The organism is Emticicia sp. 21SJ11W-3, assembly GCF_024138715.1.
Lineage (GTDB): Bacteria > Bacteroidota > Bacteroidia > Cytophagales > Spirosomataceae > Emticicia > Emticicia fluvialis.
Window position 1 is genome coordinate 2,915,368 of record NZ_CP092074.1, and the last position, 25,035, is coordinate 2,940,402.

Genomic DNA, 25,035 nt, shown 5'->3' on the forward strand with positions numbered 1-25,035 from the left:
AATTAACCTGGCAGGAGTTGTTAAGATAACGAAAATCAAAGGATAGCTTACGAAAATCAAACATTTCTGAATTTACCCGGACTCTGCCCCGTGTGTTTCCTGAAGAAATTATTGAAGTGCGTTACCTCAGTAAAACCGAGGGCATCGGCAATTTCAGAAACATTCCAGTTACTGTGCCTCAGCAACACTTTGGCTTCGCGCAGTACTCGCTCGGCAATCAGCTGAGAGGTGGTTTTTTGTGTTATTTCTTTAACTGCCCTGTTCAGGTGATTGACGTGCACATTTAACTGACTGGCGAAGTCTGACGCTGAACGGAAGTTGATTCTTGGATGCGCTTCTTCTATGGGGAACTGCCGTTCAAGAAGCTCAACAAACATGGCTGAGATACGCTGAGCTGCTTTTGCAGGTTGCCGTGCTGAAAGATTGTCTGATTGCATTTTCATGGCAAAGTGCATCAGTTCAAAAACCAGGTTTCTCAGTACATCGTATTTGTGTATATATTCAGAATTGAGTTCTTCAAACATACGTTCAAAAATGCCTTGCAGTTTAAGTACCTCTTCATCAGTAAGTTCAAAAACATGGGTGCCATCGGGCTGAAATACCCTGTAGTGGTCTGGATTACCGAATTGATTGAAGAAGTGCTTGTTAAAAATGCAATAGGCGCCATCGCGTATGTTGTCGAGATGTTCCCATTTATAAGGTATCTGCGGATTCGAAAACGCAAGCGCCTGCTTTTTTACTTCAATTATTTTGTCGGCATAATGAACCTTGCTGTTACCCACAACCAGCATTATTTTATAGAAATCTCTTCTTCTGTAAGGAATCTCCCTTGGTTCATTATCCGAAAGTGGTTCCAATCTGAAAATATTGAAATGCCCTATTTCATTCCGGATATTTTCGGGCATCCAATTAAACTTTCGTTTGTAAAGTTCTTCAATGGTCTCGCTGGTATCCATCGTATTCTATTTTTGGCTGATATAAAGCAAAATTAACTGGTGCGGGCTGTTCCCGATAAACAAAAATCAAATGTAAACTTACGAATTTCAAACAAAGCCTGAAAGAGCAGGCACCATGAGGTCTGTTATTTTCAATCTTATTTTGGCGTTTAAGCCTTATGCTTCATTATATCTAATGCCTTTTATGGCCATATTACAATGGTTTTAAAATTGCCTGGCTTATTAATTAAATAGATGCCCGCCTGCAATCAGTTAATATTATGGTATTTATTAATTTCTACTTATCTTTGAACTATGCAAAAGAAACTTCTGATAATTCAACTTATTTTTTGCTTATCGTGTACTAAGAAAGAACCGGAACCAATGGTTTATAGTATTGACGCTGTTTTGCAGCCCTATGTGACGAAGTTTCTGGAAGAAGCCATGATACGCAACGTTAATGTGCCGGCTATGAATCTGGATATGCGGTTTGACAACCTGAGTTTTGAAGAATGCGGGCATTTTGTACAGAAAAAAAACGGCCAGCGTGTGGTGGTAATTAACCCCGGCTGTTGGCAGAATGTGCCTGCGCAAAACCGCGAGGCACTGGTGTTTCATGAGTTGGGGCATTGTTTTCTGACCCGCGCGCACCGAGACGATGTGCTACCTAATGGGGCTCCGGCTAGTATCATGAACTCCGTTGGTAATGGCGCCTACCAACCTTGTATTTACCCCATCGACGGCGACACCACCTGCAATAAAACAGCAAGAAGAAGCTATTACGTAGACGAACTCTTCAACCATAAAACACCTGTTCCGGCGTGGGGCAAATAGTATAGTATCTTTAATTATTGCGCCCGCGTGTTATTAGTTCATCAGGTAAGGTCGAATCTCTTTAATCCTGTACCTGAAAACCTGGCCTGAAAAACCGGAACACCAGATATTTGTGTCTTATTTACACCATTCAATCAAATAGTTGCCTTCTTTATTGCCTGCCCAGAGAAATAACCCCGGTAATTGGCAGCATTCGCACAGCAGGCAACGTCATCAAATAAAGCATACAAAATTCAGGTTCTAACCCTTATGAAGCCATTACCTTTACTTTTTCTGATAATCCTAAGTCTGCCATTAAAAGCCCAGATACTTTCCGGAACCGTACGCGACTCGGTTGATAATGCTCCGCTACAAAAAGCCGCCGTGGTGCTTGACTACGAAAAGATTTTAAGAGGCACTTATACCGACACAGAAGGGAAATTCAGTTTGCTTCTTCCGCCGGGGCAGCACGTGCTTATTGTGCGCCATGTAGGTTATTTACCGTACCGGGTGAACATTTCAGGAGGGCAGAATGTCAATCTTGACATCAGGCTGCAAAGTGTGTCGGCGCAACTGGAAGAAGTGGTGGTGTCTGACAAAGGCTACGACCGCACCGTGCGCGAGCCTCTGCTGGGTGTAAGCCGCATTAATATTAAAACCATAGAACGGATGCCCGCAGCGCTGGGCGAGGTTGATATTCTCAGAAGCCTGCAACTGCTGCCCGGTGTTACCAGTGTGGGCGAGGCCGCCAACGGTATCAACATCAGAGGGGGTAATACAGACCAGAGCCTGATACTGATGGACGAAATGCCCATCTTTAACCCCACACACATGTTCGGGTTGTTTTCGGTGTTTCCGGCTGATGCCGTGCGGGGGCTGGATTTATACAAAGGCAACGTTCCGGCGCGTTATGGCGGGCGGGCGGCGTCAGTACTGGATATTTCATTAAAAAACCCCAACCTTACGCAGTTTTCTATATCGGGGGGTATCAGCCTGGTGTCTAACAAATTAACGGCCGATATTCCGCTGATAAAAGGCAAACTCGGACTGATAGTTTCGGCAAGGGGGTCGTTCAATTCTTCTGTTCTGCCCATTATCTCAAAAAAACTGGATAGCATCAAGGCCAATTTCGGCGACCTGGTAGGCAAGCTATTCTGGCGGATAGACCAGAAAAATACCATGACAGCCAGTGCCTATTTCAGCAAAGACATTTTTCAGACCAATCTCATTGGGGGGCTGGCCGACATCAATTCTGTAAACACCCAATACCGGCACCAGACCCTGAACGGCATGGTGCAGTGGTTCAGTGCACTTACGCCTAAACTCAATTTACAAACCACCGCCGTTTCGGCCGGTTACAGGCCGGATATCCTGTCGGTTGAATCAGGCACCGGTAGTGAAGTAACCTTGCGGCAGGAAATCAGGTACAAACAACTGAAGTCTAACCTGAATTACCAGACAGATAACGCCAAAACAGAAATCGGTGTCAGCGCCATACATTATGGCCTAAACCCCGGAGAACTGATGCCGGGCGGCAGCGTGAACATAGCGTATGTGAAAACTCCGGACGAAAACGCGCTGGAAACCGCCATTTATGCCGACCACGAGAGGAGTTTCTCTGATAAACTGGCGGTATCGGCTGGCTTGCGTTATTCTTACTTTATGAATCTGGGGCCGCGTGTGGTAAGGCAATATGCGGCCGGAGAAACCATGAGCGAGAGCAGCATTATAGATTCGGTAAGTTATGGCGCATGGAAAGTAAGCAAAGCCTATGGCGGGTTTGAGCCACGGCTGGGTATCAGGTATGCCATCAGCCCCGATATGTCAATCAAAATAGGGTATAATATGATGCGCCAGTATATGCAGGCCATTACCAATACCACTACGCCTTTGCCAACCGCACGCTGGAAAACCAGCGACGCCAACATTAAACCGCAGATAAGCCAGTTGTTTACCATTGGCTGGCTACGTAACCTGAAAGGAAACACATTTGAGGTGTCGGCAGAAGCCTACTGGAGAACCACCAGCCATACACTGGATTACAAATCAGGGGCCGATTTTATGCTGCAGCCGTATCCGGAAACCCAGTTGCTGCCCGGCAAAAGCAAAGCATACGGTTTAGAAATGATGCTGAGCAAGAAAAAAGGAGAACTGACGGGCTGGCTCAATTACACCTATGCGCGCACGCTGAACCGGGTAGATGGCAGCGTTGATTTCAGCCAGCAGATTAATAACGGCGAATGGTACAGGGCTAATTATGACCGCCCCCATAGCCTGAATCTGAGCATCAATATCAACCAGGGTAAATACCACAGTTTTTCTTTTAATTTTGTTTACAGCACCGGCAGGCCATTTACTGCTCCGGAAGGGCAGGTGTATTACCGCGACCGCCTCTACCCATATTATGGCGAACGGAACCAGGCCCGCCTGCCCGACTACCACCGGCTTGATTTTGCCTGGAACATCTACAACCCAAGCATGAAAAACAGACGCTGGCAGGGGCATTGGGCATTTACGGTTTATAACCTGTATGGGCGCAAAAATGCCTATTCTATTTATTTCAGCGGCTCTGAGCCTAACCCTTACAGGCTGGCTATTTTTGCCACGCCAATTCCGTCGTTATCATACAATTTTCAGTTTAAGTAAACTTTCAAAACCATCAGATTCAGGTGCGGGGTATCAGGAAAATATTTTGTTTTATAGTGTTAATGCTGGCAGGGCTGAGCTGCATAGACCAGATTGAATATGATGCCGCCTATAAAGTGGATGTGCTTTCGGTAGAAGGCAGGGTAACCAACGGCCCGGGCGAGCAAATGGTAAAGATTCATCGGTCTAAAGTGCAAAACGGGCGCGCTGGTATTATAGTAGTAGAAAAAGCCAGGGTTGAACTGGTGGTGAATAACACAGAAGTAATACCCATGACCGAAAAAGAAGCCGGCGCCTATTATTTACCAGCCAGTTTTAAGGCCAGAACCGGAGCTGCTTATCAGCTAAAATTTGAGCTGGCCGACGGAGGCAGGTATGAGTCGACCATAGAAATAATGCCCGCAGTGCCAGACATTGCCGAACTACATATTAAGTATAATGCCTATGAGCCTTTTGACAAGCCCGAAGGCTATAAGGGAGTGCATTCTATATACGTGGATGTGCAGGACCCCGCCGACCAGGAAAACTTTTATAGCTGGGAATACACCATCTATGAAAAGAAACAATGGTGCCGCACCTGCGAAAACGGCATTTATGCCGTAAATGAAGTTATACCTGGGCAATACCCGTTTAACAGGTTTTATCAGTCCGGCAGTAAACCTTATGAAAACTGTTTTACCCAGCCTGCCGAACGCAAGCCCGGAGCGCCTGCCTTTGTAAGCAAGCCCTGGATATATGATTACGAATGCCGCGAGGGCTGCTGGGAAATTTTTAACAGCGAAACCATGAATCTGTTTGAAGACCGCCTCACCAACGGCGGCCGGATTATAGAACGCAAAATTGCCCGGATGCCCTATTACCAATGCACGGGGGCATTGATAGAAATCAGGCAGTTTTCTTTAACCAAAGAGGCGTTCAGGTATTTTAAGCACTTTCAGGAACAAACCGAAAACGCTGGCGGCATTGCCAGCACGCCACCTACGGCACTGAAAGGCAACATCAGAAATATTGCCAACGACCGTGAGGTGGTAGTAGGGTATTTTGCGGCGTCGGCAGCCATACATTTACGGCACTTTGTAGACCGGAAAGATACCGGCGACCTGGTGCCGCCAGGTTTGTTTGAGATTTTAAACCAGCGGAAACCTAATGCAGAACCCGAACCGCCTGAAGTAGCCCTTATGCTTATTTGGGATGGCCCACCCAGAGTACCCAGGGCCACCTGTCTGGAAACCAGACATAGTACCGGAAAAAGACCCCTCGGGTGGATAGACGAACCAGAACCAACTAAATGCACACCAACAAAAAAATGAAACCTCAAAAACAAGGTTTATTCTTACCATCAGCTTTAATACTGGTAGTTTTACTGGTGGCGGCAGGCTGTGTAGAGCAGATAGCGTTTAATGTAAACAATAATCTGAATGCCATTATTGTTGAAGGCCGCCTGACCACCGCCGACGAGTCGCAAACATTGAAGCTATTCCGTGCCAAAACCGATGCACTGTCAGGTTTGGTATCTTTGCCGCTTACCGGTGCAACAGTGCAACTGCTGGTTGATGGCTCAGAAACGGTAACCTATACAGAAGATAAAAACCGGCCGGGCTATTATGCGCTGCCGGAGTATTTCAGGGGGCAGACCGGAAAGACTTATCAGTTAAAATTCAGACTTACTGACGGTGCCGAGTATGCGTCGGAGCCGGAAAAACTGGAAGCTGTTGCACCAATGAAAAACGTGAATGCCACATTTAACCCTACTGCCGCCGCCATAAACGGTATAGGTTTTAACGGTTTTCATGAACTGTATGTGGATACCCAAGACCCTGCCAACCAACGCAATTTTTATAGCTGGGAGTGGGTGCTTTATGAAAAACAGGAATGGTGCAAAAGCTGTGTGAGAGGCGTTTATGCGGTTAATAAAATATTGTCGGGGGTTTACCTCAACAAACAGTACTTTGTGTCGGGCAACGAACCGTTTGAAGATTGTTTCAGTCCAAAATACACCTGGGATAGCGACTGGGAAATGCCACCCATTCCGACTACCGAATGGACCTACGACTACCAGTGCCGCACCCAATGCTGGCAGATATTTTATAGCCCCACCCTAAATCTGTTTGAAGACCGGCTTACCAATGGCGGACAGATTTTGCAAAGAAAAGTTGCTAAAATACCGTATTACCAGTATCAGGGGGCATTGGTTGAATTGCGCCAGTTATCGCACACCAAAGATGCGTATGCGTATTTCAGACTTTTTCAGCAGCAGACAGAAAACAATGGCGGCATAACAGACACCCCGCCTACGGCTCTGCGCGGCAACATCAGCAATGTACGTGATAAAAAAGAAACAGTAGTGGGCTATTTTGCGGTATCTGATGTTTCGATAATCAGATACTGGCTCGACCGACGTGATACAGGCAATGCGGTTCCTCCCGGACTTTTTAAAGCCCTGATGGCCCGTGCCCCAAGCCCAGAACCCTCACCGTCAAGCTCGGGGCCGGGTGGTGCGGCCAAGATACTCATCTCTGGCGGCCCACCGCGAGTACCAACGGCTTTGTGTATCAAGAACGACTCGCGCACGCCCGAAAAACCCCTGGGCTGGGTAGATAACCCATAGGCTGCTGCTGCCTTAATGAATTATACTGAACAAGCGTTTCCAGCGTACTTTGTTGAAGAAAGTACCGTTTTTATCGAACGACATCCAAACAAATACAGCTTTGCCCACAATGTGGTCTTCCGGCACAAAGCCCCAGAAACGCGAGTCGTCAGAACTATGGCGGTTATCGCCCATCATAAAATAATAGTTCTGTTTAAAAGTATAAGTGCTAATGGGCTTGCCGTTTATTAATATTTGTCCGTTTTCGTAGCGGGCATCATCGTTACCATCAAAAGTGGTAATAATACCCTTATAGAAAGCCAGGTTTTTTTCAGTAAGCGCAATCGTCATACCCTTTTTGGGTACTGTAAATGCCTCCATGTTATCCTGATTATTCGGAAAAAGCCGCGTATTATGCGGAAACGTAACATAATTCCGGTTGCTGGTATCGCCTTTAGCCAGTAATACCTGTTGGGTACGCTTCACAAAATCCTGGCTCTGCAAATCTTTAATGGCTTTTTCGGTGGCTCTTACATCGTACACAATGGTGTTTTCGGGGCTTACCAACTGGTTGAATTCAGTAATGCCGTATTTCCTGAAAACCTTGTCGTTCACCAAATCACTGGTTTCAACTTCATATTCCATCTGTACCGTTGCCGGGCTTATAAAAGGCTTGCCGTTAATGGTTATTTGTCCGGCATTCAAGGCCACCACGTCTCCTGCCACGCCAATACAGCGTTTAATATAATTGGTGCGTAAATCAACCGGGTACTTGTCATAACCGCCAAACTCATCGGGACGCTCGGGGCAGCCGGGGTAATTAAAAACTACCACATCGCCATTTTTTACATGCGTAAAACCGGGCAAACGGAATTGCGGAAGCTGAATCCAGTCGAGAAACGAGGGGATTTCGGTACCCCATATTTTCTGATGCGTTAGCGGTACCTGTAGAATCGTTTTGGGTGTTCGGGTGCCATAATGAAATTTGCTTACAAAAATAAAATCGTCTGTCAGCAGGCTGGCTTCCATAGAGCCACTGGGAATGGTGTAAGGCTCAAACATCAGCCAGCGTATTAATGAGGCCGCCACAACGGCAAACAAAATGGAATCGAACCATTCGCGCAGGGCAGATTTCTTTTTTTGGGCTTTAGGGGCAGAATCAGGCGTTTTTGTAGGGGTAGTTTTATCGGTCATTCGCTTTTAAATAAGATTGCCCTGCTTTGACCTGAAAACCTCGCGGTGGTTTATTTGCCATCTTTATTTTTTTACCTACCCCCTACACAGCCTATTGGCAGCATTGATTTTTTAGCTCTGCCACATTAAATTTTCAAAAAGTTGGTGCCGGGTAAACTTTATTTACTAAATTTACATCGCAAGCGATTTAATTTTAAACGACTAAATTTTAAATAAATGAAAACTTCACGCATACAAAACCTGTTCAGAATTCTGTTGGGTGCATTGATGACCCTGGCAGGTATTGGCCATCTTACTTTTCAAAGGCAGGAGTTTCTGGCACAGGTGCCCCGCTGGTTGCCCACTAACCCCGCATTTATGGACTTCGTGGTGCTTTCTTCCGGTTTGGTTGAAATAGCCCTGGGGCTTTCTATGATATTTCTGGTTAAGCACCGTGCCAAAGTGGGTATCGCACTGGCCATTTTTTACATCCTTATTTTTCCGGGTAATATATCTCAATACACCAACGGAATTGATGCCTTTGGCCTTGATACCGACCAGAAACGGTTAATCCGCTTATTTTTTCAGCCGGTTTTGGTACTTTGGGCCTTGTGGTCAACAGGCGGTTTAAAACTTTTGTTCAGCAAAAAAGCAGACAGAGCAGCTAAGAGTTTTTATGATTTTGAAGCCAAAGCGCTTTCGGGCAAGCCCGTTTCTATGAGCCAGTTTAAGGGCAAAACCGTAGTGGTGGTGAATACAGCCAGCAAATGCGGCCTTACCCCGCAATACGAAGGCCTTGAAAAACTATACCAGGCCAATAAAGACAAGGGGCTGGTAGTGCTGGGTTTTCCGTGTAACCAGTTTGCCAATCAGGAGGCTGGCAGCTCAAAAGATATTGAAGAGTTTTGCCAGTTAAACTACGGTGTGAGCTTTCCGATGTTCGAAAAAATTGATGTAAACGGCCCGAACGCCCACCCGATATTTGATTACCTGAAAGCCGAGCAAGGTGGTTTGCTGGTTGATGACATCAAATGGAACTTTACCAAATTTGTGGTTGACAAAAACGGTAAGGCTGTAAAAAGATATGCGCCCACCACCAAGCCTGAAGACATGGAAGCCTACATACAGCAAATGTTATGAAAACCGAACAAGATTTTACGGCGCTTTATCTGGACAAACAGCTTTGTTTTCCGCTGTATGCGGCTTCAAGGCTCACCACCCAATTGTATGAGCCGGTTTTGAGCGAACTTGATATAACCTACCCCCAATACCTGGTTTTACTGGTGCTATGGCAACACAATAACCTGACAGTAACCGAAATTGGAGCCAGGCTGTATCTGGAATCTAACACCTTAACGCCTTTGCTTAAACGGCTGCAACAAAAAGAACTGGTGGTAAGAAAACGCTCAAGCGAAGACGAACGCAAAGTGGTGGTTTCACTCACCGAAAAAGGCGAACAGCTTAAAGAAAAAGCGGTGCTGATACCTGAAAAAATACTGAGTAGTTTCTCTGACGATGCTGTTGCACTTGAAGAAATTGCGGGTTTTCATAAAACGCTCAATAAGCTATTGGGGCAGCTGAATACTAAGTTAACCTCTGCCTGATTTTAGCGGAAGGCCCGATTACCAGTTCTGCAATATTTAGTATTAATTGAATCGCTAAAAGGTACATAATGTTTTGATATTAGTTTGGGTAAGGTTTAAAAGCGCTCTTGTTTAAGGGCGCTTTTTTTGGTGCTGAGCGTTGGGCAACAGTAATATAATGTATCAATTGGCGCATAATGCCAGTTATTATGGGTAGATTGGAGTAAAACCTGTACACAAAACATTTTTCTTTGTTTTATTTAATAAAAGCCAGGTAAATGAATATATATGCAAAAATTGCTGTTTTTTTTATTGTTGAGTTTGAGTGGGTTTGCTCAAAGTGGCGTAGTACTTAAGAAAAGGCTGGACAGCCTGAAACAGTTGCGGCAGAATCAGGAACAAAGTCTGAAAGCGCTCCAGAGCCAGATATCGGCCACCGAGCAAAGGCTTGGTTTGGTAAGGGCATTGGAACCGCCCGTGCGTTTCGGGAAAATAACTATTACTAACCGCGACGAAATTGTTTTCTGGAACGACCGCTTCAATAAGCCCATGGAAATGATGTATAAAATTCCGCCGAACTCTGAAATTTCGGTAGTTGGCTATAAAAAAGATTTTAATGATGGCAACGACTACGTGCAGGCCATACATAAAGGCAAAACCGGCTATATTGACGCCTATTTTTTGCGGACCAATGAAGAACTGGCCAAACGGATTGAAGCCATAAAAGCGCAGAATGCCCAAATTGCAAACGGCCGGAAAGAAGAAAAAAATACTAAGCAAAACGCAAAGCAAAAAGTAAATGACCCGCCGCTGGCCATTAATTCAGTTGACCTCAAGTATAATTCAGTAAGCACGCCCGAAGCCAGTGTGGTGGTTTCAAACTTAAGCACTGAAACCATAGACCGCTACGAAGTAACCATTGCCTGTTATGATGGCTACAACCGGCCGGTAAATCACCCGGTTCGCAAAAACAACCGTTTCAGAGGAGTTTACCAAGTAAAGCTGGCGCCGGGCCAGGCTAATGTTTTAGGTAACTGGATTTTAGAAGGCCACGACAACGCCACAAGAATAGTGGTGTCGCTGGTTTCGGTTCGTTTTACAGACGGAAAAACCTGGAAACCCACTAAGGCTATAACGGTGAAAAGTTATTAACCCAAGGCTTCAGCAACCGCCTTACCACCACCAAATGCGCTTTCAGAAATGAAGGAGTTTTTTTGTTTATCAGATTAGTTCGCTTCCATTATCATTCCGGCAATTAAAAATCAGGCTTGTTCCATCGGCAAGAAAACAAACCATTTGTGCCATACATTTACCACCTGAATGGCGGCCGCCTCACTATTCTTTGCTCTATCCTTGCGGCCGCCCTCATGTGGCAGTTTTTTTGGGTTATTCCCTATTTTATTTCCGGCCGGTTACCTGAAGGTAAGTTGTAACGGCCAGTTTGTACTGTGTTTGTGCTTCTGTCAGTTTATTGGCGGTTTCTGTTACCAGTGCCTGTGCTTCCAGCAGGTCAGACAGTGTTACCAAACCACTGGCATAACCCGACTGGCTCACTTTCAGGTTTTCTTCCGCCTGAATGGCCGTTTGTTTAATAATGGCTATCTGCTTCCATGCTTCGTTCAGGTCTGTCCAGGCCTTTTCCATTTGTAGTGTCAGCAGGCCCTTGGTATCCTCAAAGCTGTTGGCGGTTATCTCCTCTTTTATTTTAGACTCTTTGATACTGTGAGACCCACCCCACCAGTCAGATATCGGAACAGATACCGAGACATACGCCAGCCCGTTGGTAAAATTCTTGGTGCCACTTTCCAGAAAATTAAGATGGTAACCCGCCAGCCCCAGTGCGGCAGTTGGCATATACTCTCCTTTTTTCATTTTGGTTTGCAGTTGCGCCGCTTCTACCGATTTCTCCAGTAGTTTATATTCAGTGCGGTTGGTTAAAGCCCCGCCATGATTCACATAATAGGCCATCGGGTTCCGGCTTATGTCGGGGGTTTCCTGCAATGCCAGGGTGCTGTCATATTCAATGCCGATGGTCTGGCAAAACTGCATGGTTGCCAGTTTTTTGCCGTTTTGCAGTTTGTTTTTGTTGGCCGCCAGCTCACTTTGTTTAATCTGCACTTTCAGCACATCGTTTTTAATAATTAACCCGGCTTTGTGGGCATCGTCTACCTGCCTGCGCACATCATTCAGCAACACCTCATATTTTTCGAGCGTTTTTTGTTTTTCCTGTAACGATATTAACTGCCAGTATTGCTGTTCAACTTTCAACAGCACATCGTTTTCGCTTAGCTGTTGTTGTTTTTCTTTTACATCTACATTAAGCGCAGCCAGCTGGTTGCCGGTTGTAAGCCGCCCGCCGGTATACAATGGCTGGGCAATATTCAGCACTCCGGCTGCTGTGCGCTGCATCATGCGCAGGTCCATACCCGGAAAATACGCAAACTGTGTGGCACTGGCCAGGTTGGCCGGGTTGCCGTCATACACAGGCAGGTTGCCGCCATCCATCTTGAATTTTACGAGCGGGTCTATGGCCTGCATGCCAAATACGTTGGCGCTTACCTTCGGAAAATAATTGGTGTAAGCATTCTGCTGTATTTCTCTGGCTGCTTCAATTTCAAGTGCTGTGTTTTTATACGCCTTGTTGTTTTTCAGGGCAAGCGCCTGGCTTTGCTCAAGGGTAAGCGTGGTTTGGCTAAAGGCTGCTGCCGATACACACACAGCAGCCAATAAGAGGGTTATATGTCTCATGTTTCAGATTTTTAAGCGTAGTTCTTTTTAAATAATTGCTGATACAACACCGGCACCATAAACAGGGTGAGTATCATAGACACCAGTAACCCGAAACATACCACCGCACCCAAAGGCCCCCACAGGGTAGAGCCGCTCAGTATCATGGGTACCACGCCTACGGCTGCCGCAAACGAGGTCAGGAATATAGGGCGCATTCTGCGTTTTCCGGCGGCTACGGCGGCGTTCAGGAGTGTCATGCCGTGGTGGGTTCGCAGTTCTTCGGCATAATCAATCAGGATAATCCCGTTACGTACCACAATTCCCATCAGGCTCATAATACCCAGAAACGATGTTAAACCAAAAGGATAACCCGTAATAACAATACCTAAGGCCGCACCCAGAAAACTCAGCGGCATGGTGGTCATTACCAACAGAGCCAGTTTAGGTTTTTTGAACTGAAACAGCAGTATAAAGAAGATAAGCAGGATACCAGCCACCAATGCCTTGGCCATTGGAATATAGTTTTCAACTTCGCTTTCTTCTTCTCCGCCATAAGACAGGGTTGTCTGTTTTGGCAAAGGAATGGTTTTTATAGCGGCCTTAATATCAGCCAGTACTTTGTAGGCAAGGGCGCCGTGTTTTACGTCAGCCCTTACGGTGATGGTTCTGGTACCGTTGCGGCGGATAATCTGTCCTTCGCTCCAATCGTTGGTGATGCCGCTGGCTATCTGCCTTACAGGAACAGTTGCGCCCGTAATTGGCGAGGTTACGTTCTGATTGGCGATGTCGTCAAAGCTGTTTTTTTGGCCCGGGGCGTTCATCAGTTTGATGTTAACGGGGTAGTCGCCCTCCCAGATGGTACCCACAGGCATGCCAGACATACCGGCAGCCAGCGACGCCGCCACCGTACCTTTGGTTAAACCAAGCCGGTTGGCAATCTCATCATTGATTTCAACGCTTATACCCTGCCGTGGATTAAGGTAGTCGGTTCTGGCCCAAATAACGTTTTCGTTTTTATTCATGGCAGCTTTTACCTGCATGGCAACGGTCTTGATGCTGTCGAGGTTATCGCCGCTGATACGCACCTCAATAGGTGCAGTGGTGCTGAGCATATCCAGCTGTTTCATACGCACATACGCATTCGGGAAATGATTGCGGTACCTGGCTTCATATTCTGTCAGCAGGGCAATGGCATCATTGGCTGTCTGGGTATTTACCACCAGCTGCGCATAATTTCGGGACGGAAAATTGGGCGCATACGTGGTATGAAAACGCGGTGAGCTGGTACCTACAAAGGCGGCCACATTGGCAACGCGTTTGTCTTTTATCAGCATTTTTTCGAGGCTGTCAGAAACAAAGGCGGTTTGCTCAAGCGTGCTGCCTTCAGGCAGATAAATTTCTACTGCAAACTGGTTACGGTCTACTTTCGGGAACAACTGGCGTGGCACCGTTGCAAATATGGCTATACCTGCTACAACAGAGCCAATGCCGGCCAGAATAGTGGTTTTAGGGAATTTGAAAGCCAGCTCAAGGGTTTTGTCATATAGATTCTGAATCACATCCAGCAGCGACTTCCTTCCAGGTTTGGCGATTTCTTTCTTGATTCCTTTTTTAATAAACACATAGCTTAAGTACGGAACCAGAAAACAGGCAATAAGCAAAGAGGTAATAAGGGCTACCCCAATGGTTATGGGCAATGCGCCCACGAAATCGCCCACCATGCCGTCAAGAAAAAACATCATAGGCACATAAGTGGCAATAATAGCCATCGTAGCCGAAAACACCGGTATAAACAGTTCTCTGGCGCTTTTCCAGGCGGCGTTCCAGGGGGTTTCGCCGTGGTCTAGTTTTTCAATGTGTCCGTCAAGCACTACAATGGCGTTGTCTACCACCATACCCAGCACCACAATTAAACCCGCCAGCGACACCGTGTGCAGCTCAATGCCTAAGGCATATAAAATACCGAGGGTAATAAAAATTGAAATAGGAATGGTTGCCCCTGCTACCGCAGCTACCCTGAAAGGCAACAGCAGCATGGTTACAATAATAACGGCTACAATGGCAATGGCAAATTCTTTCAGAAAGTGCGTTATGGAATGCTCTACGGCCTGTGGCATATCGGCGATTTTGGCAATCTGCACATCGGGCGATATTTTGCCTTTCAGCGATTCAAGCGTTTCGTCTACCGTTTTACCAAAAGAAACAATGTTGTTTCCGGGTTGCATTTCCAGCGATATCAGCAGGCTGTTTGTGCCGTTGTTTTTGATGATGGCGTCTGGCTTAGGATATTCTCTTACCACGCGCGCTACGTCTTTTACCCTGATTACATTACCGTTGGGGTCGGTATAAACTATCTGGTTTTTGATGTCTTCTTCCGATTGATAGGTTGACGGAATGTGTATCGGGGTTATCAGCTGGCCGTTGTCCAGCTCGCCACCATAATAAATAGAGCCTTCCAGTTGTGCAGCGGCCAGTACATTAACTGGTTTTACACCGTAGTAAGCCAGTTTGTCGTTGTCAGGATAAATGGTTATCTGCTCCTGAACCAAACCAAAGTGTTTCACTTTAGAGACCGACTTTATTTTTCTGAATTCAGTTTCAATTACTTTCAGTTCGCGGTCAAGTTCTTTGTAGCTCTTGCTGTCTGACTGCACCGTAAGTAATATGGCCGACGTATTTCCGAAATCATTATTGGCAACCAAAGCCAGCACCTGCGGCGGCAGCTCAGATTTAAGATTGTTTAAGCCAAACTTTATTTTGTCCCAGAAGGCATCCGGGTCTTTCACGTTATTATTTACCTCAACAAAAACAATCAGCATTCCTTCTTTAGAGATAGAATAGGTTTTTTCGCGGTTTACTTCCTGAAACCCATACAAAAAGCTTTCTACTTTGGTGGCTAGCTTTTCTTCTACCTGCGCTGAATTGGCACCGGGATACACCCCGATGATTAAACCCTGGCGAATGGTAAACTCAGGAAACTCGTTCCGGGGCATTATCATCAGCGACACAAGCCCTGCAATAGAGAGTATCACTGTAATAATGATGGCTATCTGCTTATGCTTCATAGCCAGTTCTATAATATTCAGTTTCTGTTTTTTCATGATTAACGCGCAATTTGAACTGTTGAACCATTACTTAATTTTTGCTGCCCGGCTACAATAACGTTGGCAGCCGGCGGCACTTCGCCCTGCACCAGCACCTGGTTATCTATCAGCTTCAGGGTTTTTACGTTTACTCTCAGGGCTTTACCGCCTTGTTCGATGTAAATAAACTGCTGGCCGTCTGCATCTTTCTGCAAGGCTTTGTTTGAAACCAAAACGCCGGTGCGTTGGTCATGAGCCGTGGTCTGTACCGAGCAAATCATGCCGGGTTTAATTTCGGCTGCCGAATTCTGTACTTCTATTTTTACAGGATAAGAGTGCGACAGGATGTCGGCCGTTACGCCAATTTCTTTTACCGTGCCGGTAATGGTTTTACCTATGGCATTGATGGTTATTTCGGCGGTTTCGCCTTTTTTGAACATGCTGATTTCGTCTTCCGGAACCGGTATTTTTACATAAACCGTCTGGATGCCCAGTAGCTCAAGCACCGACATTGACGGAGCCACGTTCATGCCGGGCTGTACATTTTTTTTGCCGATTACCCCGCTTACAGGCGCATACAGGTTGCAGTCGCTGATGCCTTTCTGAGCAATTGCCACTGCCGACTTTGCCTGTTGCAAGCCGGTTTCTATGTCTACCCATTTTATTTCTGGCAGGGTGCCGTTTTCTTTCATGGGTTTCATTCTTTTGTAGGCGTCTTCGGCCTGTTTCTGGCTTGCCAACGCTGCCTGATACGTGTTTTGTGCAGTAGAGGCGTCTAGCCTGGCCAGCAACTGTCCTTTCTTTACGTTCTGGCCTTCGGCCACCAATATATCGGTTACAGTGCCCAGAGTGGCAAAGCTCAAAACGGTTGTTTTCTGGGCTTCTACCACGCCCGAGTATTTGGCCTGCACAACGCCGCTGTAAGGCATTGGCTTTTCTACCTGCACGTTATAATCTTTTTTGGTTTCTACGGTTTTGGCTGGCTCGTGTGATGCACAACCTGCTAAAACCAACAGGCTTGATGCCGCTAATAAATTTAATCTGCTTGTCATTGGTTTGTTTTGTTTACTGTTTGACTAAAATCGTTTTTTGGTCGAATTTGGGTGCTAAAAAAATGCTCCGAGAAGCATTGTGTTGGTGTGCTTTACCTGCCCATTCCTTTAATTATCATATCCACCAGCAGGTCTGCCTTGTCGGCCAGTGCGGTGTTTTTCTTGCGGGCTATTATATCCAGTTCAATTCCTCTGATACAACTCACCATCAAATCGCTGAGCAAATCAAGGTTTTCCAGAATCTCTTCTTTCAATTGCCCGGTTTCTACGCCTTTGGCCAGAATAGACTCCAGCAAATGTTTTTCTTCGTGGTCATACCTGTTTCGCAGGTTAGAATATTCTTCATTTAATCTTCCGTTCAGGTCGTTTTCAACTACCAGGCTGTATAGGTTTACCTTCTCTTTAATGGCTTTTACCTTTGTTACAATGTAGGCTTTCAGCATACAAATGGAGTCGGGTTGTTCATTAACAGCGGTTTTAACGCTATAAAAAAACTCGTCGATTTCAAGGTTGATGACCCTGTCGAATATCTCTTCTTTATCTTTAAAATAATAATACAAGGTACTTTTGCTTTTGCCGGCAGCTTTGGCTATGTCTTCCATGGTGGTTTTTTTTAAACCATATTGCTGCATTAATTTTTTGGCTCCTTTTATTATATCCTGAATAACCAGTTCGTCCTTTTCCATAGTTTTAAACTTTTCGACTAAAAATGTATTTTGGTCGACAAATGTAAAATCGATTTTTGAATTCGCCAAATATTTTCTTAAAAATTTATGATTAACCCTTTATTACCCAGTCGAAACCGCTGATGCCTGCCGATTTGAGCCGCTCTATGATTTGGGCTGTATGGTGCTGAATATGCCTGATGTTAACCAGGTGCAGCTCAAGCCTGCTTACAGGATACCACTCAAAGCCCGAAGGCGCATGGAGGGGCAGTTGAGAAAGGTCATGTGCCAGGCTGGCTTGTATATCGTCTATAAAGCTGAGTATTTCTGAGGGCGTATGAGCGGTAGTGGTGGGTTTATTGCTGAGGTTTTCGGCGCCGCGATGGGCATTTTGCCACGGAGTAAATGACCACGGGTTAGCCGAAAGATACATTTTTGCTGCCCAGAGGGTATGAAAAGTGAGCTGCCAGACAGGGTGCTGGCTGGTGTGGGTATGCCACAAATTGGTGGGTACTTTTACAATAGCAGCGCTCAGCATGGCAAACGCAGCTCTGTATTGCGACTCCAGCACTGCAATTATGAGGTCATTATCGGCTGCCATCAATACATTTTTATACAATACTCGTGCAATTTTTGGTGCTTTGCAAAAGAAAAAGGCAGAAAAAGGCTTGAAACTCAATAAAGCAGGCTGAGTGGTACTGCAATGAGGCGGCCCGTAAGGCCGCCCGTGCAGATCGCGTAAAGGTTGCTGCAATGCAGCGGCGGACTCAATCAAAAAATCGTGAAGGTTATTAAACAGCCTTGTGCCAGAGTGGTTGGTGGGCTAAAACTTTATGGTATATGTGGCAGTTGGTATCGTGCGCGCCGGGCAGATAGCCAATGCTCATCAGAAATTCGTTTACAATTTCTCCGCCTGTAAAGCGGAAAGTTTTCTTAAACAATTTCACCCATTCGTCTTTGGTACGTGGGTGGTGGGCTTCCAGCCATTTTTCAAACGACCCATGCGACGCCTGCAAACCTTGTATGGTACGGGCGTTTTCAATGGCGGCGTTAATTTTCAGTCGGTTTCTGATAATGCCCGCATCGGCCATCAGGCGTTCGCGGTCGGCCTCGGTATAATTGGCTACTTTACTGATATTGAAGTTATCGTAGGCCGCTCGGAACGACTCTTCCTTGCGAAGGATGGTTTCCCAACTTAAGCCAGCCTGGTTGATTTCCATCAGCAATCGCCCGAAAAGCTCGTTATCGTCATGTATCGGAAAACCATAATGGTTATCATGATAGTTTTTATGAAGCGCCTGTTGCGCGCCCGTCATGCGGTCAATGTAAAAGCAATACGACATCAGGCTGATTGTTTGATACAGCAAAGATAAAATGCAAACTACACAGGGTAGCTACACAAAATGAAGAGTTTCAATTGAAAGCGGTTTTCAGGAGGAATTAATCTGGTTTTGTTACTGATGCAGCGCAATTTAAATGGCCTCATACTTTTAACAAGCCGCGGAAACCTCTGGCAGCGTAGTAAGAGTCAGCGCCGTTATGGTAGGTCCAGACATGATTATACCGGCTGTCGCCAAAGATAGCCCCGCCGTGCTTTCTAACCGCATCGGGGGTAAGCAGCCAGCTTGAAGTTTTGGTATCAAATTTACCAAGGGTTTGCAAATGGCGATACTGTTCTTCATTCAATAATTCAATGCCCATTTCCTCAGCCATATTTATGGCACTGTTGGCGGGTTTATACTCCTTTCTGGCATTTAATGCCTGGTGGTCGTAGCAGATACTCCGGCGGCCTTTCGGGCTTTCAGCCGAACAATCGCAGAAAATATATGCGTCGGTATTGGCGTCGTAACCAATAACATCAGGCTCGCCTCCGGTTATTTCCATTTCGTTTAACGACCACAATTTGTCAGCATCAACCTCCAGCTTCGCCCTTACAAGCTCCCACCCTATTGCTTCATGCCGATTCTTATTTTTTTCAAAACGGGTTTGCAGAGTTTTGAGCAGTTCGGTGCGTACTTCGGTGGGGAGTTCCTTTTTATTGCTCATGGGTTTTGTTGATTAAAGGTTGGATGGTAGTTTACTTCAAAAGCCTCCTATCAAATGGAAATTTCTCAATTTTGCTTATCTCAATTCGATTAAAATCTTTATGATTAGGATTGATGAGCAGGTTAAAATCTCCTTGTGTAACGGCAGAGGGGATTCGTAAAACACAATACTGGTTGTCAAATACAAACTCATCGCCGAATTTCTGAGTAGATACCGGATGCGGAAAGTCTTTCCAGTTAGCCGGTAGTGCTGCCTCTGCCATATCTTTTATGGCTATATCATCCGGAATGTCGATACTTATCATCACATAATCGTCCGGCAGCGTAGCCCATGTAAAATGCACTGCCACTTCGGCCATTGCCAACGAACGGTTGGCTGCGGTGTAAATCAACTCTACTCCTGCTGAATTCCACCTCGCCCCTTTCATGGCTGCCCCTTTGCCCGACAACGGACTGGCATATTTCTCGCGTGAAAGTCGGTAAACTTCCATGTTACACCAAAATACCGTAATTAATACGCACCAGCTCACTTATCACCAATTCTTTGCCATAAGAATCGCGCAGTAATTCAATCGGCTTCTGGCTTCCAAGGGCATAATTGGGGGTATTGAGCCATAGACGCAACTTATCCATATTACCGAAAACATCCAGCCCTACCTTTGTAACTTCAGCCAGTTCAATGATTTTCTCAGAATGTATTGGCTTGAAATGGTGATTGGTAGATGTTTTGTATCTCTGCAAAGACTTGGTAGAAATATCAAGAAAACCTGCCCAGTCAGTTTCTGAAAAAGGTGTATAGTCCTGAATCAATCCGAAAAGTGAATAAGGAATACCTGCCCTTATGACCGCAATGATAAGCATTTTGTTGGCAAGGAAATCCTCATAGGTAACTGATTTAGTATCAATACGAGCGTGTTTCAGAAATGAAGTAATTTCTTTGCTGAGCTTAATTTCTATATTTGATTTTGCGGTTGTCATGGTTTTACATTCAGACATTTGTCTGTAAATATACGACAAATGTCTGAACACGCAAATTATATACACTATTTCTGCAAATCAATTACTTTTCTGCTGGCAGGTCTGAAATACCATGAGGTTACCGTAAGCACAACCAGTAGTATTGGCCCAAAGAAAGCCTCAAAGGTGGTGTCGCCCACGGCCAGGTGCGAAAACAGCGCGCCTGACATGGTTACAAAGAATCCGGCATAGGCCCATTCTTTCACTACCGGGAATTTCGGCACGAGTACTGCCAACACACCGAGCAATTTCCAGACACCAATAATGGTAAGGAAGTACTCAGGGTACCCCAGATGGTTGAAAAGGTCTACCTCTTCTTTCAGGTGTATGAGCTGCACCACGCCGCTTGATACCATACCCAGTGATAGCCAGATGGTGGCTATCCAATAGATAATTTTGTTTCTTTTGGCTGCTTTTACGGTTGTTTCCATTGTTCTAGCGTTTATATAAGTAATGAATGCTAGGTAAATTAGGATGTCTTTTTAGTAACAGCGAATGAATTCGCTGGCTATCAAAACAAAGGAGCATTTGTTATGTATTGTCGACTAAAGTCGGCAGTTCTAACTACAATCAATCCTCCAACCCCTTCCCTTCCAGTATCTTCGGTATGAATTTTTCTACCCTTGCCAGGCGGGTTGATGCCTGCTTGGCCTGCCCGAAATGAAACAGATAGGCCTTTTGTCGGCCGGGTGTCAGGGCTTCAAAGGCGGTTTTCAGGGCAGGGTTTGTATTCAGTTTTTTCTGAAACTCATCGGGTATGGTATAATCAGCTGTTTTTTTCAGGCTAACTTTCAATCCTGCCTTTTCAATTTCAATGGCCTCAAAAATATGCGCTCTGATAACCACCTTGTACGCTGTTATTTCGCCTACATTAACAAACCGCATTTGCCGTGCCGACTGCACGTTTGCTGTCTGCTGAATCAACAGGCCGTCGGCATTGCCCATCAGAGCGCCTTTAAAAAACAGTAGTGCGCAATAGTCTTTAAAGCCGTGTATCAGCACCACATTATTGCCCTGATGCGTGTAACAGGGGCAGCCCCATTTCAATTCTTCTGCCAGCCCGCAGCCAAGGGCAAGACTACGCAGTTGCGCATACGCTGCCTTCCATTGGGTGGCTTTGCTGAAGAAAAAATCAACTTTCGGGTTTAGGTTACCTGCTTCCATCGGTTTTTTGTTGATTCATGATTTCCTGCAAGCGGCCGTGCGCCATATTCAGCCCGAACTCAAACGGCATTTTCAGTTGCAGGTCGCGCAATTCAACCGACCTGTAAATGATGTGCATGCTAAAAAGGCTGGTGGTATCGGTCAGTTTTTTAAAATCCAGAAACTCAAGCGTTACATCAAAGGCGGCGTTATCCATCTGGAACGTGCGCACTATCCGTTGGTTGGGTTCAAAGGCATGAATAGTGCCATGCGCCTGAAACAGAATATTACCGGCGGCATCGGTAGTTCTGAAATGCCAGCCGCCATACTTGTGGTTATCCAGTTTCAGAACTTTATTGCCCATCCATTGTTCCACAATTTCGGGTTCGGTATAGGCCTTAAATAGCAGGTCTACCGGCAAATCAAATTCCCGGGTGATCACAATCTCCTGCCTGCCTGCTTCGGCACTCACTTTGGTTTTACGTTCCATCAGGTATTATTTTTAGCTTGATACTGTTTCAGAATGGCCTCCAGTTTATTAAACCTTTCGTCCCATATCTGGCGGAAAGGTTCTATAAAGTCGGCAATCTCTTTCATTTTCTCCAGGTTAATTGAGTAATAAATCTCCCGTCCGCTTTGTTCCTGCGCCAGTAGCTCGCATTCAGTCAGTATCTGCAAGTGCTTCGAAACGGTTGGTCTGGCGGTATCAAAATTAGAGGCAATGGCCCCGGCTGTCATGGCTTGTGTGGCTACCAGAAGCAGTATGGTACGTCTGGTGGGGTCGGCTATGGCCTGAAAAACATCTCTTCTTAAATTCATTGCGTAGCTATTTGGCTACAAATATATGCGTAGCTATTTGGCTACACAAATTTTGGCGGCTTTATTTTTTATTCACCGAATTATTCGGTTCCGGTTACATTATCCTATGTTTTATTAGCCTCCAAATACCTCAAAGGCATTACCACGCAACGAATCTGCTCTTCTGATAAACAAAATTTAATACATTATTGTATTGACTTAACTCCCTGACGCTTAACTTTATAACAGCAACTCAGAACATAACGGTACATCAATTCAATTAATCAACATAGACAAAATCTATAAAACCATAGATTTATTCGATTTTGATTATTATACACAACCCCATACCTTTACAGCATCAAAAATTGATTTCAACATTATTCATTCAATCATAAAAACTTTTTAGATTCCATGGAAAAAGAAACAGGAGATATCAGCAAATGCCCGTTCCATAACGGCACCCTGAAAAGCAACACAGGCGGTGGCGGCACCAGAAACCGCGACTGGTGGCCCAATCAGTTAAAGATGAATATTTTGCGCCAGCACTCGCAGTTGTCGAACCCGATGGACCAAGATTTTAATTATGCCGAGGCTTTTAAAAGTCTTGATCTGGCAGCGGTGAAACAAGACCTGCACGCCCTGATGACGGACTCTCAAGACTGGTGGCCGGCAGATTTTGGTCATTACGGCCCTTTGTTTATCCGTATGGCGTGGCACAGCGCGGGTACCTACCGTGTTACAGACGGCCGCGGTGGCGGTGGCTCTGGCCAGCAACGTTTTGCGCCGCTAAACAGCTGGCCAGATAACGTGAGCCTTGATAAAGCCCGCCGTTTGTTGTGGCCTATCAAGCAAAAATATGGCAATAAAATTTCATGGGCCGATTTAATGATTCTGACAGGAAACGTGGCGCTGGAATCGATGGGATTTAAAACTTTTGGCTTTGCAGGTGGCCGCGAAGACGTATGGGAACCGGAAGAAGATGTGTATTGGGGCTCTGAAACTACCTGGCTGGGCGGAGACCTGCGCTACGGGCATGGCTCTGAAGGTGTTGCCAAAGCGCATGGGGTGGTGTCGTCTGACGATAACGCCGATGGCAAAATTCATAGCAGAGATCTGGAGAATCCGTTGGCAGCAGTTCAAATGGGTTTGATTTACGTAAACCCTGAAGGCCCCGATGGCAACCCCGACCCGATTGCAGCGGCTAAAGATATACGCGATACTTTTGGACGTATGGCCATGAACGACGAAGAAACCGTGGCACTGATAGCCGGTGGCCACAGCTTTGGTAAAACACATGGTGCCGCCCCTGCCACCCACGTTGGCAAGGAGCCGGAAGCGGCCGACCTTGAACTGCAAGGCCTGGGCTGGAAAAGCAGCTACGGCAGCGGCGCAGGCCCAGATGCCATTACCAGCGGACTGGAGGTAACCTGGACAACCACCCCTACACAATGGAGCAATAATTTCTTTGAAAACCTCTTTGCCTTTGAATGGGAACTAACCAAAAGCCCGGCAGGTGCGCACCAATGGGTGGCCAAAAATGCCGATAACATTATACCGGATGCATTTGACGGCAGCAAAAAACACCGCCCTACCATGCTGACAACCGACCTTGCGCTAAGGTTTGACCCTGCTTATGAGAAGATATCACGCCGTTTTCTTGAAAACCCGGATGCCTTTGCTGATGCTTTTGCCCGTGCCTGGTTTAAATTAACCCACCGCGACATGGGGCCACGTGCCCGTTATCTGGGCCCGGAAGTGCCGGAAGAGATACTTACCTGGCAAGACCCGATTCCGGCAGTAGACCATGAGCTGGTAAATGAAAGCGATGTGGCTGCGCTGAAAGCAACCATTCTGGCATCTGGCCTGAGTGTTTCTGAGCTGGTTTCAACGGCCTGGGCTTCTGCTTCTACGTTCCGTGGGTCTGACAAACGCGGCGGTGCCAATGGCGCCCGTATCCGTCTGGCTCCGCAAAGATACTGGCAGGTAAACAACCCTGCGCAACTGCAAAAAGTGCTGGGCGCGCTGGAAGGCATCCAGAAGGATTTTCAGGCCGGTGGCAAGAAGATTTCAATGGCCGACCTGATTGTGCTGGCCGGTGTGGCTGGTGTTGAGAAAGCGGCTAAAGATGCCGGACACGACGTAACCGTGCCATTTACTCCGGGACGCATGGATGCCACACAAGAGCAGACAGATGTAGAATCGGTAGGTTTCCTTGAGCCACTGGCTGACGGTTTCCGCAACTACCGTAAGGCGAATTTCAGGGTTTCAACTGAAGAATTACTGATTGATAAAGCCCAATTGCTGACACTCACAGCCCCTGAATTAACCGTTTTGGTTGGTGGTATGCGTGTGCTGGGTACTAACTACGACGGCTCTAAACATGGCGTATTTACGCACCGCGTGGGTGAGTTAACGAACGATTTCTTTGTAAATCTGCTGGATATGAGCACGGCCTGGAAGGCGGCATCGGCAGATAAAGAGTTGTATGAAGGCACCGACCGCGCCACCGGCGACTGGAAATGGACAGCCACCCGCGCCGACCTGGTGTTTGGCTCGAACTCAGAACTAAGAGCCATAGCCGAAGTTTACGGCAGCTCAGACGGACAAGCCAAGTTTGTAAAAGACTTTGTAGCCGCCTGGACAAAAGTAATGAATCTGGACAGATTTGATTTGGTTTGATAATAGTGGTTTTTGGAGAAACGAAAAGCAGCCTGATGGGCTGCTTTTTTTTGTGGGGGGGGGGGAATCAAATATTCCAAGCA

At 46.2% G+C, this 25,035-nt stretch carries 23 protein-coding genes; 8 read left to right on the forward strand and 15 right to left on the reverse strand.

Translation table 11 applies throughout. The features are described 5' to 3' along the window. Positions 1–56: 56 nt before the first annotated feature. Positions 57–956 (reverse strand): AraC family transcriptional regulator, encoded by a 900-nt coding sequence (locus tag MB380_RS12290; RefSeq protein WP_253522756.1) that lies wholly within the window; start codon positions 954–956, stop codon positions 57–59. A gap of 363 nt (positions 957–1,319) precedes the next feature. Here MB380_RS12290 and MB380_RS12295 point away from each other — a divergent pair, with 363 nt between their 5' ends. From MB380_RS12295 to MB380_RS12310, 4 genes are all read left to right on the forward strand, one after another. Continuing rightward, entirely contained in the window at positions 1,320–1,769 is a 450-nt protein-coding gene (locus tag MB380_RS12295; RefSeq protein ID WP_253522757.1) for a hypothetical protein, read from the forward strand. Between the two features lie 249 nt (positions 1,770–2,018). Continuing rightward, on the forward strand, positions 2,019–4,394 hold the full coding sequence (locus MB380_RS12300; protein WP_253522760.1) for a TonB-dependent receptor: 2,376 nt from the start codon (positions 2,019–2,021) through the stop codon (positions 4,392–4,394). Positions 4,395–4,417: 23 nt separating this feature from the next. After that, positions 4,418–5,704, forward strand: a complete 1,287-nt coding sequence (locus tag MB380_RS12305; protein ID WP_253522762.1) for a DUF4249 domain-containing protein — start codon at positions 4,418–4,420, stop codon at positions 5,702–5,704. After that, positions 5,701–7,002: a DUF4249 domain-containing protein gene (locus MB380_RS12310; RefSeq protein WP_253522765.1), complete on the forward strand. Its 1,302-nt coding sequence runs from the start codon at positions 5,701–5,703 to the stop codon at positions 7,000–7,002. The genes MB380_RS12305 and MB380_RS12310 overlap by 4 nt, the downstream gene beginning before the upstream one ends. Before the next feature lie 12 nt (positions 7,003–7,014). Here the strand turns inward: MB380_RS12310 and lepB are convergent, their stop codons facing one another. Then, positions 7,015–8,175, reverse strand: coding sequence for a signal peptidase I (gene lepB, locus MB380_RS12315; protein ID WP_253522768.1), 1,161 nt, complete (start codon positions 8,173–8,175; stop codon positions 7,015–7,017). Positions 8,176–8,391: 216 nt separating this feature from the next. Between lepB and MB380_RS21900 the strand changes: the two genes are divergently transcribed. From MB380_RS21900 to MB380_RS12335, 3 genes are all read left to right on the forward strand, one after another. Continuing rightward, entirely contained in the window at positions 8,392–9,294 is a 903-nt protein-coding gene (locus MB380_RS21900; protein WP_309600834.1) for a redoxin domain-containing protein, read from the forward strand. Then, positions 9,291–9,758 carry a MarR family winged helix-turn-helix transcriptional regulator gene (locus MB380_RS12330; RefSeq protein WP_253522771.1) on the forward strand — a complete coding sequence of 156 codons (468 nt, stop codon included), beginning with the start codon at positions 9,291–9,293 and terminating at the stop codon, positions 9,756–9,758. Before MB380_RS21900 ends, MB380_RS12330 begins: the two co-directional genes overlap by 4 nt. A 267-nt stretch (positions 9,759–10,025) precedes the next feature. Then, a complete protein-coding gene (locus tag MB380_RS12335) occupies positions 10,026–10,889 on the forward strand; it encodes a DUF5780 domain-containing protein (RefSeq protein ID WP_253522774.1) in 864 nt (287 codons plus the stop codon). A 246-nt stretch (positions 10,890–11,135) separates the two neighbouring features. Here MB380_RS12335 and MB380_RS12340 read toward each other — a convergent pair whose 3' ends face one another. From MB380_RS12340 to MB380_RS12400, 13 genes are all read right to left on the reverse strand, one after another. Continuing rightward, entirely contained in the window at positions 11,136–12,485 is a 1,350-nt protein-coding gene (locus MB380_RS12340) for a TolC family protein (RefSeq protein ID WP_253522777.1), read from the reverse strand. Between the two features lie 11 nt (positions 12,486–12,496). Beyond that, a complete protein-coding gene (locus MB380_RS12345) occupies positions 12,497–15,568 on the reverse strand; it encodes an efflux RND transporter permease subunit (protein ID WP_253522780.1) in 3,072 nt (1,023 codons plus the stop codon). Between the two features lie 2 nt (positions 15,569–15,570). Further along, positions 15,571–16,602, reverse strand: a complete 1,032-nt coding sequence (locus MB380_RS12350; RefSeq protein WP_253522783.1) for an efflux RND transporter periplasmic adaptor subunit — start codon at positions 16,600–16,602, stop codon at positions 15,571–15,573. Positions 16,603–16,694: 92 nt separating this feature from the next. Next, complete coding sequence (locus MB380_RS12355) at positions 16,695–17,288, reverse strand: TetR/AcrR family transcriptional regulator (RefSeq protein ID WP_253522786.1); 594 nt, start codon at positions 17,286–17,288, stop codon at positions 16,695–16,697. A 91-nt stretch (positions 17,289–17,379) separates the two neighbouring features. Beyond that, entirely contained in the window at positions 17,380–17,868 is a 489-nt protein-coding gene (locus MB380_RS12360) for a DinB family protein (RefSeq protein ID WP_253522789.1), read from the reverse strand. Between the two features lie 190 nt (positions 17,869–18,058). Next, complete coding sequence (locus MB380_RS12365) at positions 18,059–18,610, reverse strand: DNA-3-methyladenine glycosylase I (RefSeq protein ID WP_253522792.1); 552 nt, start codon at positions 18,608–18,610, stop codon at positions 18,059–18,061. 139 nt (positions 18,611–18,749) lie between these two features. Beyond that, positions 18,750–19,313 carry a DUF4256 domain-containing protein gene (locus tag MB380_RS12370; protein ID WP_253522795.1) on the reverse strand — a complete coding sequence of 188 codons (564 nt, stop codon included), beginning with the start codon at positions 19,311–19,313 and terminating at the stop codon, positions 18,750–18,752. Positions 19,314–19,344: 31 nt separating this feature from the next. Further along, positions 19,345–19,803 (reverse strand): RES family NAD+ phosphorylase, encoded by a 459-nt coding sequence (locus MB380_RS12375; protein WP_253522798.1) that lies wholly within the window; start codon positions 19,801–19,803, stop codon positions 19,345–19,347. Between the two features lies 1 nt (position 19,804). Continuing rightward, positions 19,805–20,290, reverse strand: coding sequence for an antitoxin Xre/MbcA/ParS toxin-binding domain-containing protein (locus MB380_RS12380; RefSeq protein ID WP_253522801.1), 486 nt, complete (start codon positions 20,288–20,290; stop codon positions 19,805–19,807). Positions 20,291–20,355: 65 nt separating this feature from the next. Then, the gene (locus MB380_RS12385) at positions 20,356–20,760 is read right to left on the reverse strand and encodes a DoxX family protein (RefSeq protein WP_253522803.1); all 405 of its coding nucleotides are present in this window, start codon (positions 20,758–20,760) and stop codon (positions 20,356–20,358) included. A gap of 139 nt (positions 20,761–20,899) precedes the next feature. Then, positions 20,900–21,493 carry a YdeI family protein gene (locus tag MB380_RS12390; RefSeq protein WP_253522806.1) on the reverse strand — a complete coding sequence of 198 codons (594 nt, stop codon included), beginning with the start codon at positions 21,491–21,493 and terminating at the stop codon, positions 20,900–20,902. Next, positions 21,480–21,962 carry an SRPBCC domain-containing protein gene (locus MB380_RS12395; RefSeq protein WP_253522809.1) on the reverse strand — a complete coding sequence of 161 codons (483 nt, stop codon included), beginning with the start codon at positions 21,960–21,962 and terminating at the stop codon, positions 21,480–21,482. The genes MB380_RS12390 and MB380_RS12395 overlap by 14 nt, the downstream gene beginning before the upstream one ends. Continuing rightward, on the reverse strand, positions 21,962–22,291 hold the full coding sequence (locus tag MB380_RS12400) for a helix-turn-helix transcriptional regulator (RefSeq protein ID WP_253522812.1): 330 nt from the start codon (positions 22,289–22,291) through the stop codon (positions 21,962–21,964). Before MB380_RS12400 ends, MB380_RS12395 begins: the two co-directional genes overlap by 1 nt. Before the next feature lie 393 nt (positions 22,292–22,684). Between MB380_RS12400 and katG the strand changes: the two genes are divergently transcribed. Further along, complete coding sequence (gene katG / locus MB380_RS12405; RefSeq protein WP_253522815.1) at positions 22,685–24,952, forward strand: catalase/peroxidase HPI; 2,268 nt, start codon at positions 22,685–22,687, stop codon at positions 24,950–24,952. Positions 24,953–25,035: the final 83 nt, after the last annotated feature.

Excerpts from the sequence above, each read along its gene's own strand:
- MB380_RS12300 (WP_253522760.1), top strand. The coding sequence starts at position 2,019 with ATGAAGCCATTACCTTTACTTTTTCTGATAATCCTAAGTCTGCCATTA.
- katG (WP_253522815.1), top strand. The coding sequence starts at position 22,685 with ATGGAAAAAGAAACAGGAGATATCAGCAAATGCCCGTTCCATAACGGC.
- MB380_RS12295 (WP_253522757.1), top strand. The coding sequence starts at position 1,320 with ATGGTTTATAGTATTGACGCTGTTTTGCAGCCCTATGTGACGAAGTTT.
- MB380_RS12345 (WP_253522780.1), bottom strand. The coding sequence starts at position 15,568 with ATGAAAAAACAGAAACTGAATATTATAGAACTGGCTATGAAGCATAAG.
- lepB (WP_253522768.1), bottom strand. The coding sequence starts at position 8,175 with ATGACCGATAAAACTACCCCTACAAAAACGCCTGATTCTGCCCCTAAA.
- MB380_RS12375 (WP_253522798.1), bottom strand. The coding sequence starts at position 19,803 with ATGGAAGTTTACCGACTTTCACGCGAGAAATATGCCAGTCCGTTGTCG.
- MB380_RS12355 (WP_253522786.1), bottom strand. The coding sequence starts at position 17,288 with ATGGAAAAGGACGAACTGGTTATTCAGGATATAATAAAAGGAGCCAAA.
- MB380_RS12380 (WP_253522801.1), bottom strand. The coding sequence starts at position 20,290 with ATGACAACCGCAAAATCAAATATAGAAATTAAGCTCAGCAAAGAAATT.
- MB380_RS12350 (WP_253522783.1), bottom strand. The coding sequence starts at position 16,602 with ATGACAAGCAGATTAAATTTATTAGCGGCATCAAGCCTGTTGGTTTTA.
- MB380_RS12370 (WP_253522795.1), bottom strand. The coding sequence starts at position 19,313 with ATGAGCAATAAAAAGGAACTCCCCACCGAAGTACGCACCGAACTGCTC.
- MB380_RS12385 (WP_253522803.1), bottom strand. The coding sequence starts at position 20,760 with ATGGAAACAACCGTAAAAGCAGCCAAAAGAAACAAAATTATCTATTGG.
- MB380_RS12310 (WP_253522765.1), top strand. The coding sequence starts at position 5,701 with ATGAAACCTCAAAAACAAGGTTTATTCTTACCATCAGCTTTAATACTG.
- MB380_RS12330 (WP_253522771.1), top strand. The coding sequence starts at position 9,291 with ATGAAAACCGAACAAGATTTTACGGCGCTTTATCTGGACAAACAGCTT.
- MB380_RS12340 (WP_253522777.1), bottom strand. The coding sequence starts at position 12,485 with ATGAGACATATAACCCTCTTATTGGCTGCTGTGTGTGTATCGGCAGCA.
- MB380_RS12360 (WP_253522789.1), bottom strand. The coding sequence starts at position 17,868 with ATGGCAGCCGATAATGACCTCATAATTGCAGTGCTGGAGTCGCAATAC.
- MB380_RS12365 (WP_253522792.1), bottom strand. The coding sequence starts at position 18,610 with ATGTCGTATTGCTTTTACATTGACCGCATGACGGGCGCGCAACAGGCG.
- MB380_RS12290 (WP_253522756.1), bottom strand. The coding sequence starts at position 956 with ATGGATACCAGCGAGACCATTGAAGAACTTTACAAACGAAAGTTTAAT.
- MB380_RS12395 (WP_253522809.1), bottom strand. The coding sequence starts at position 21,962 with ATGGAACGTAAAACCAAAGTGAGTGCCGAAGCAGGCAGGCAGGAGATT.
- MB380_RS21900 (WP_309600834.1), top strand. The coding sequence starts at position 8,392 with ATGAAAACTTCACGCATACAAAACCTGTTCAGAATTCTGTTGGGTGCA.
- MB380_RS12390 (WP_253522806.1), bottom strand. The coding sequence starts at position 21,493 with ATGGAAGCAGGTAACCTAAACCCGAAAGTTGATTTTTTCTTCAGCAAA.
- MB380_RS12400 (WP_253522812.1), bottom strand. The coding sequence starts at position 22,291 with ATGAATTTAAGAAGAGATGTTTTTCAGGCCATAGCCGACCCCACCAGA.
- MB380_RS12335 (WP_253522774.1), top strand. The coding sequence starts at position 10,026 with ATGCAAAAATTGCTGTTTTTTTTATTGTTGAGTTTGAGTGGGTTTGCT.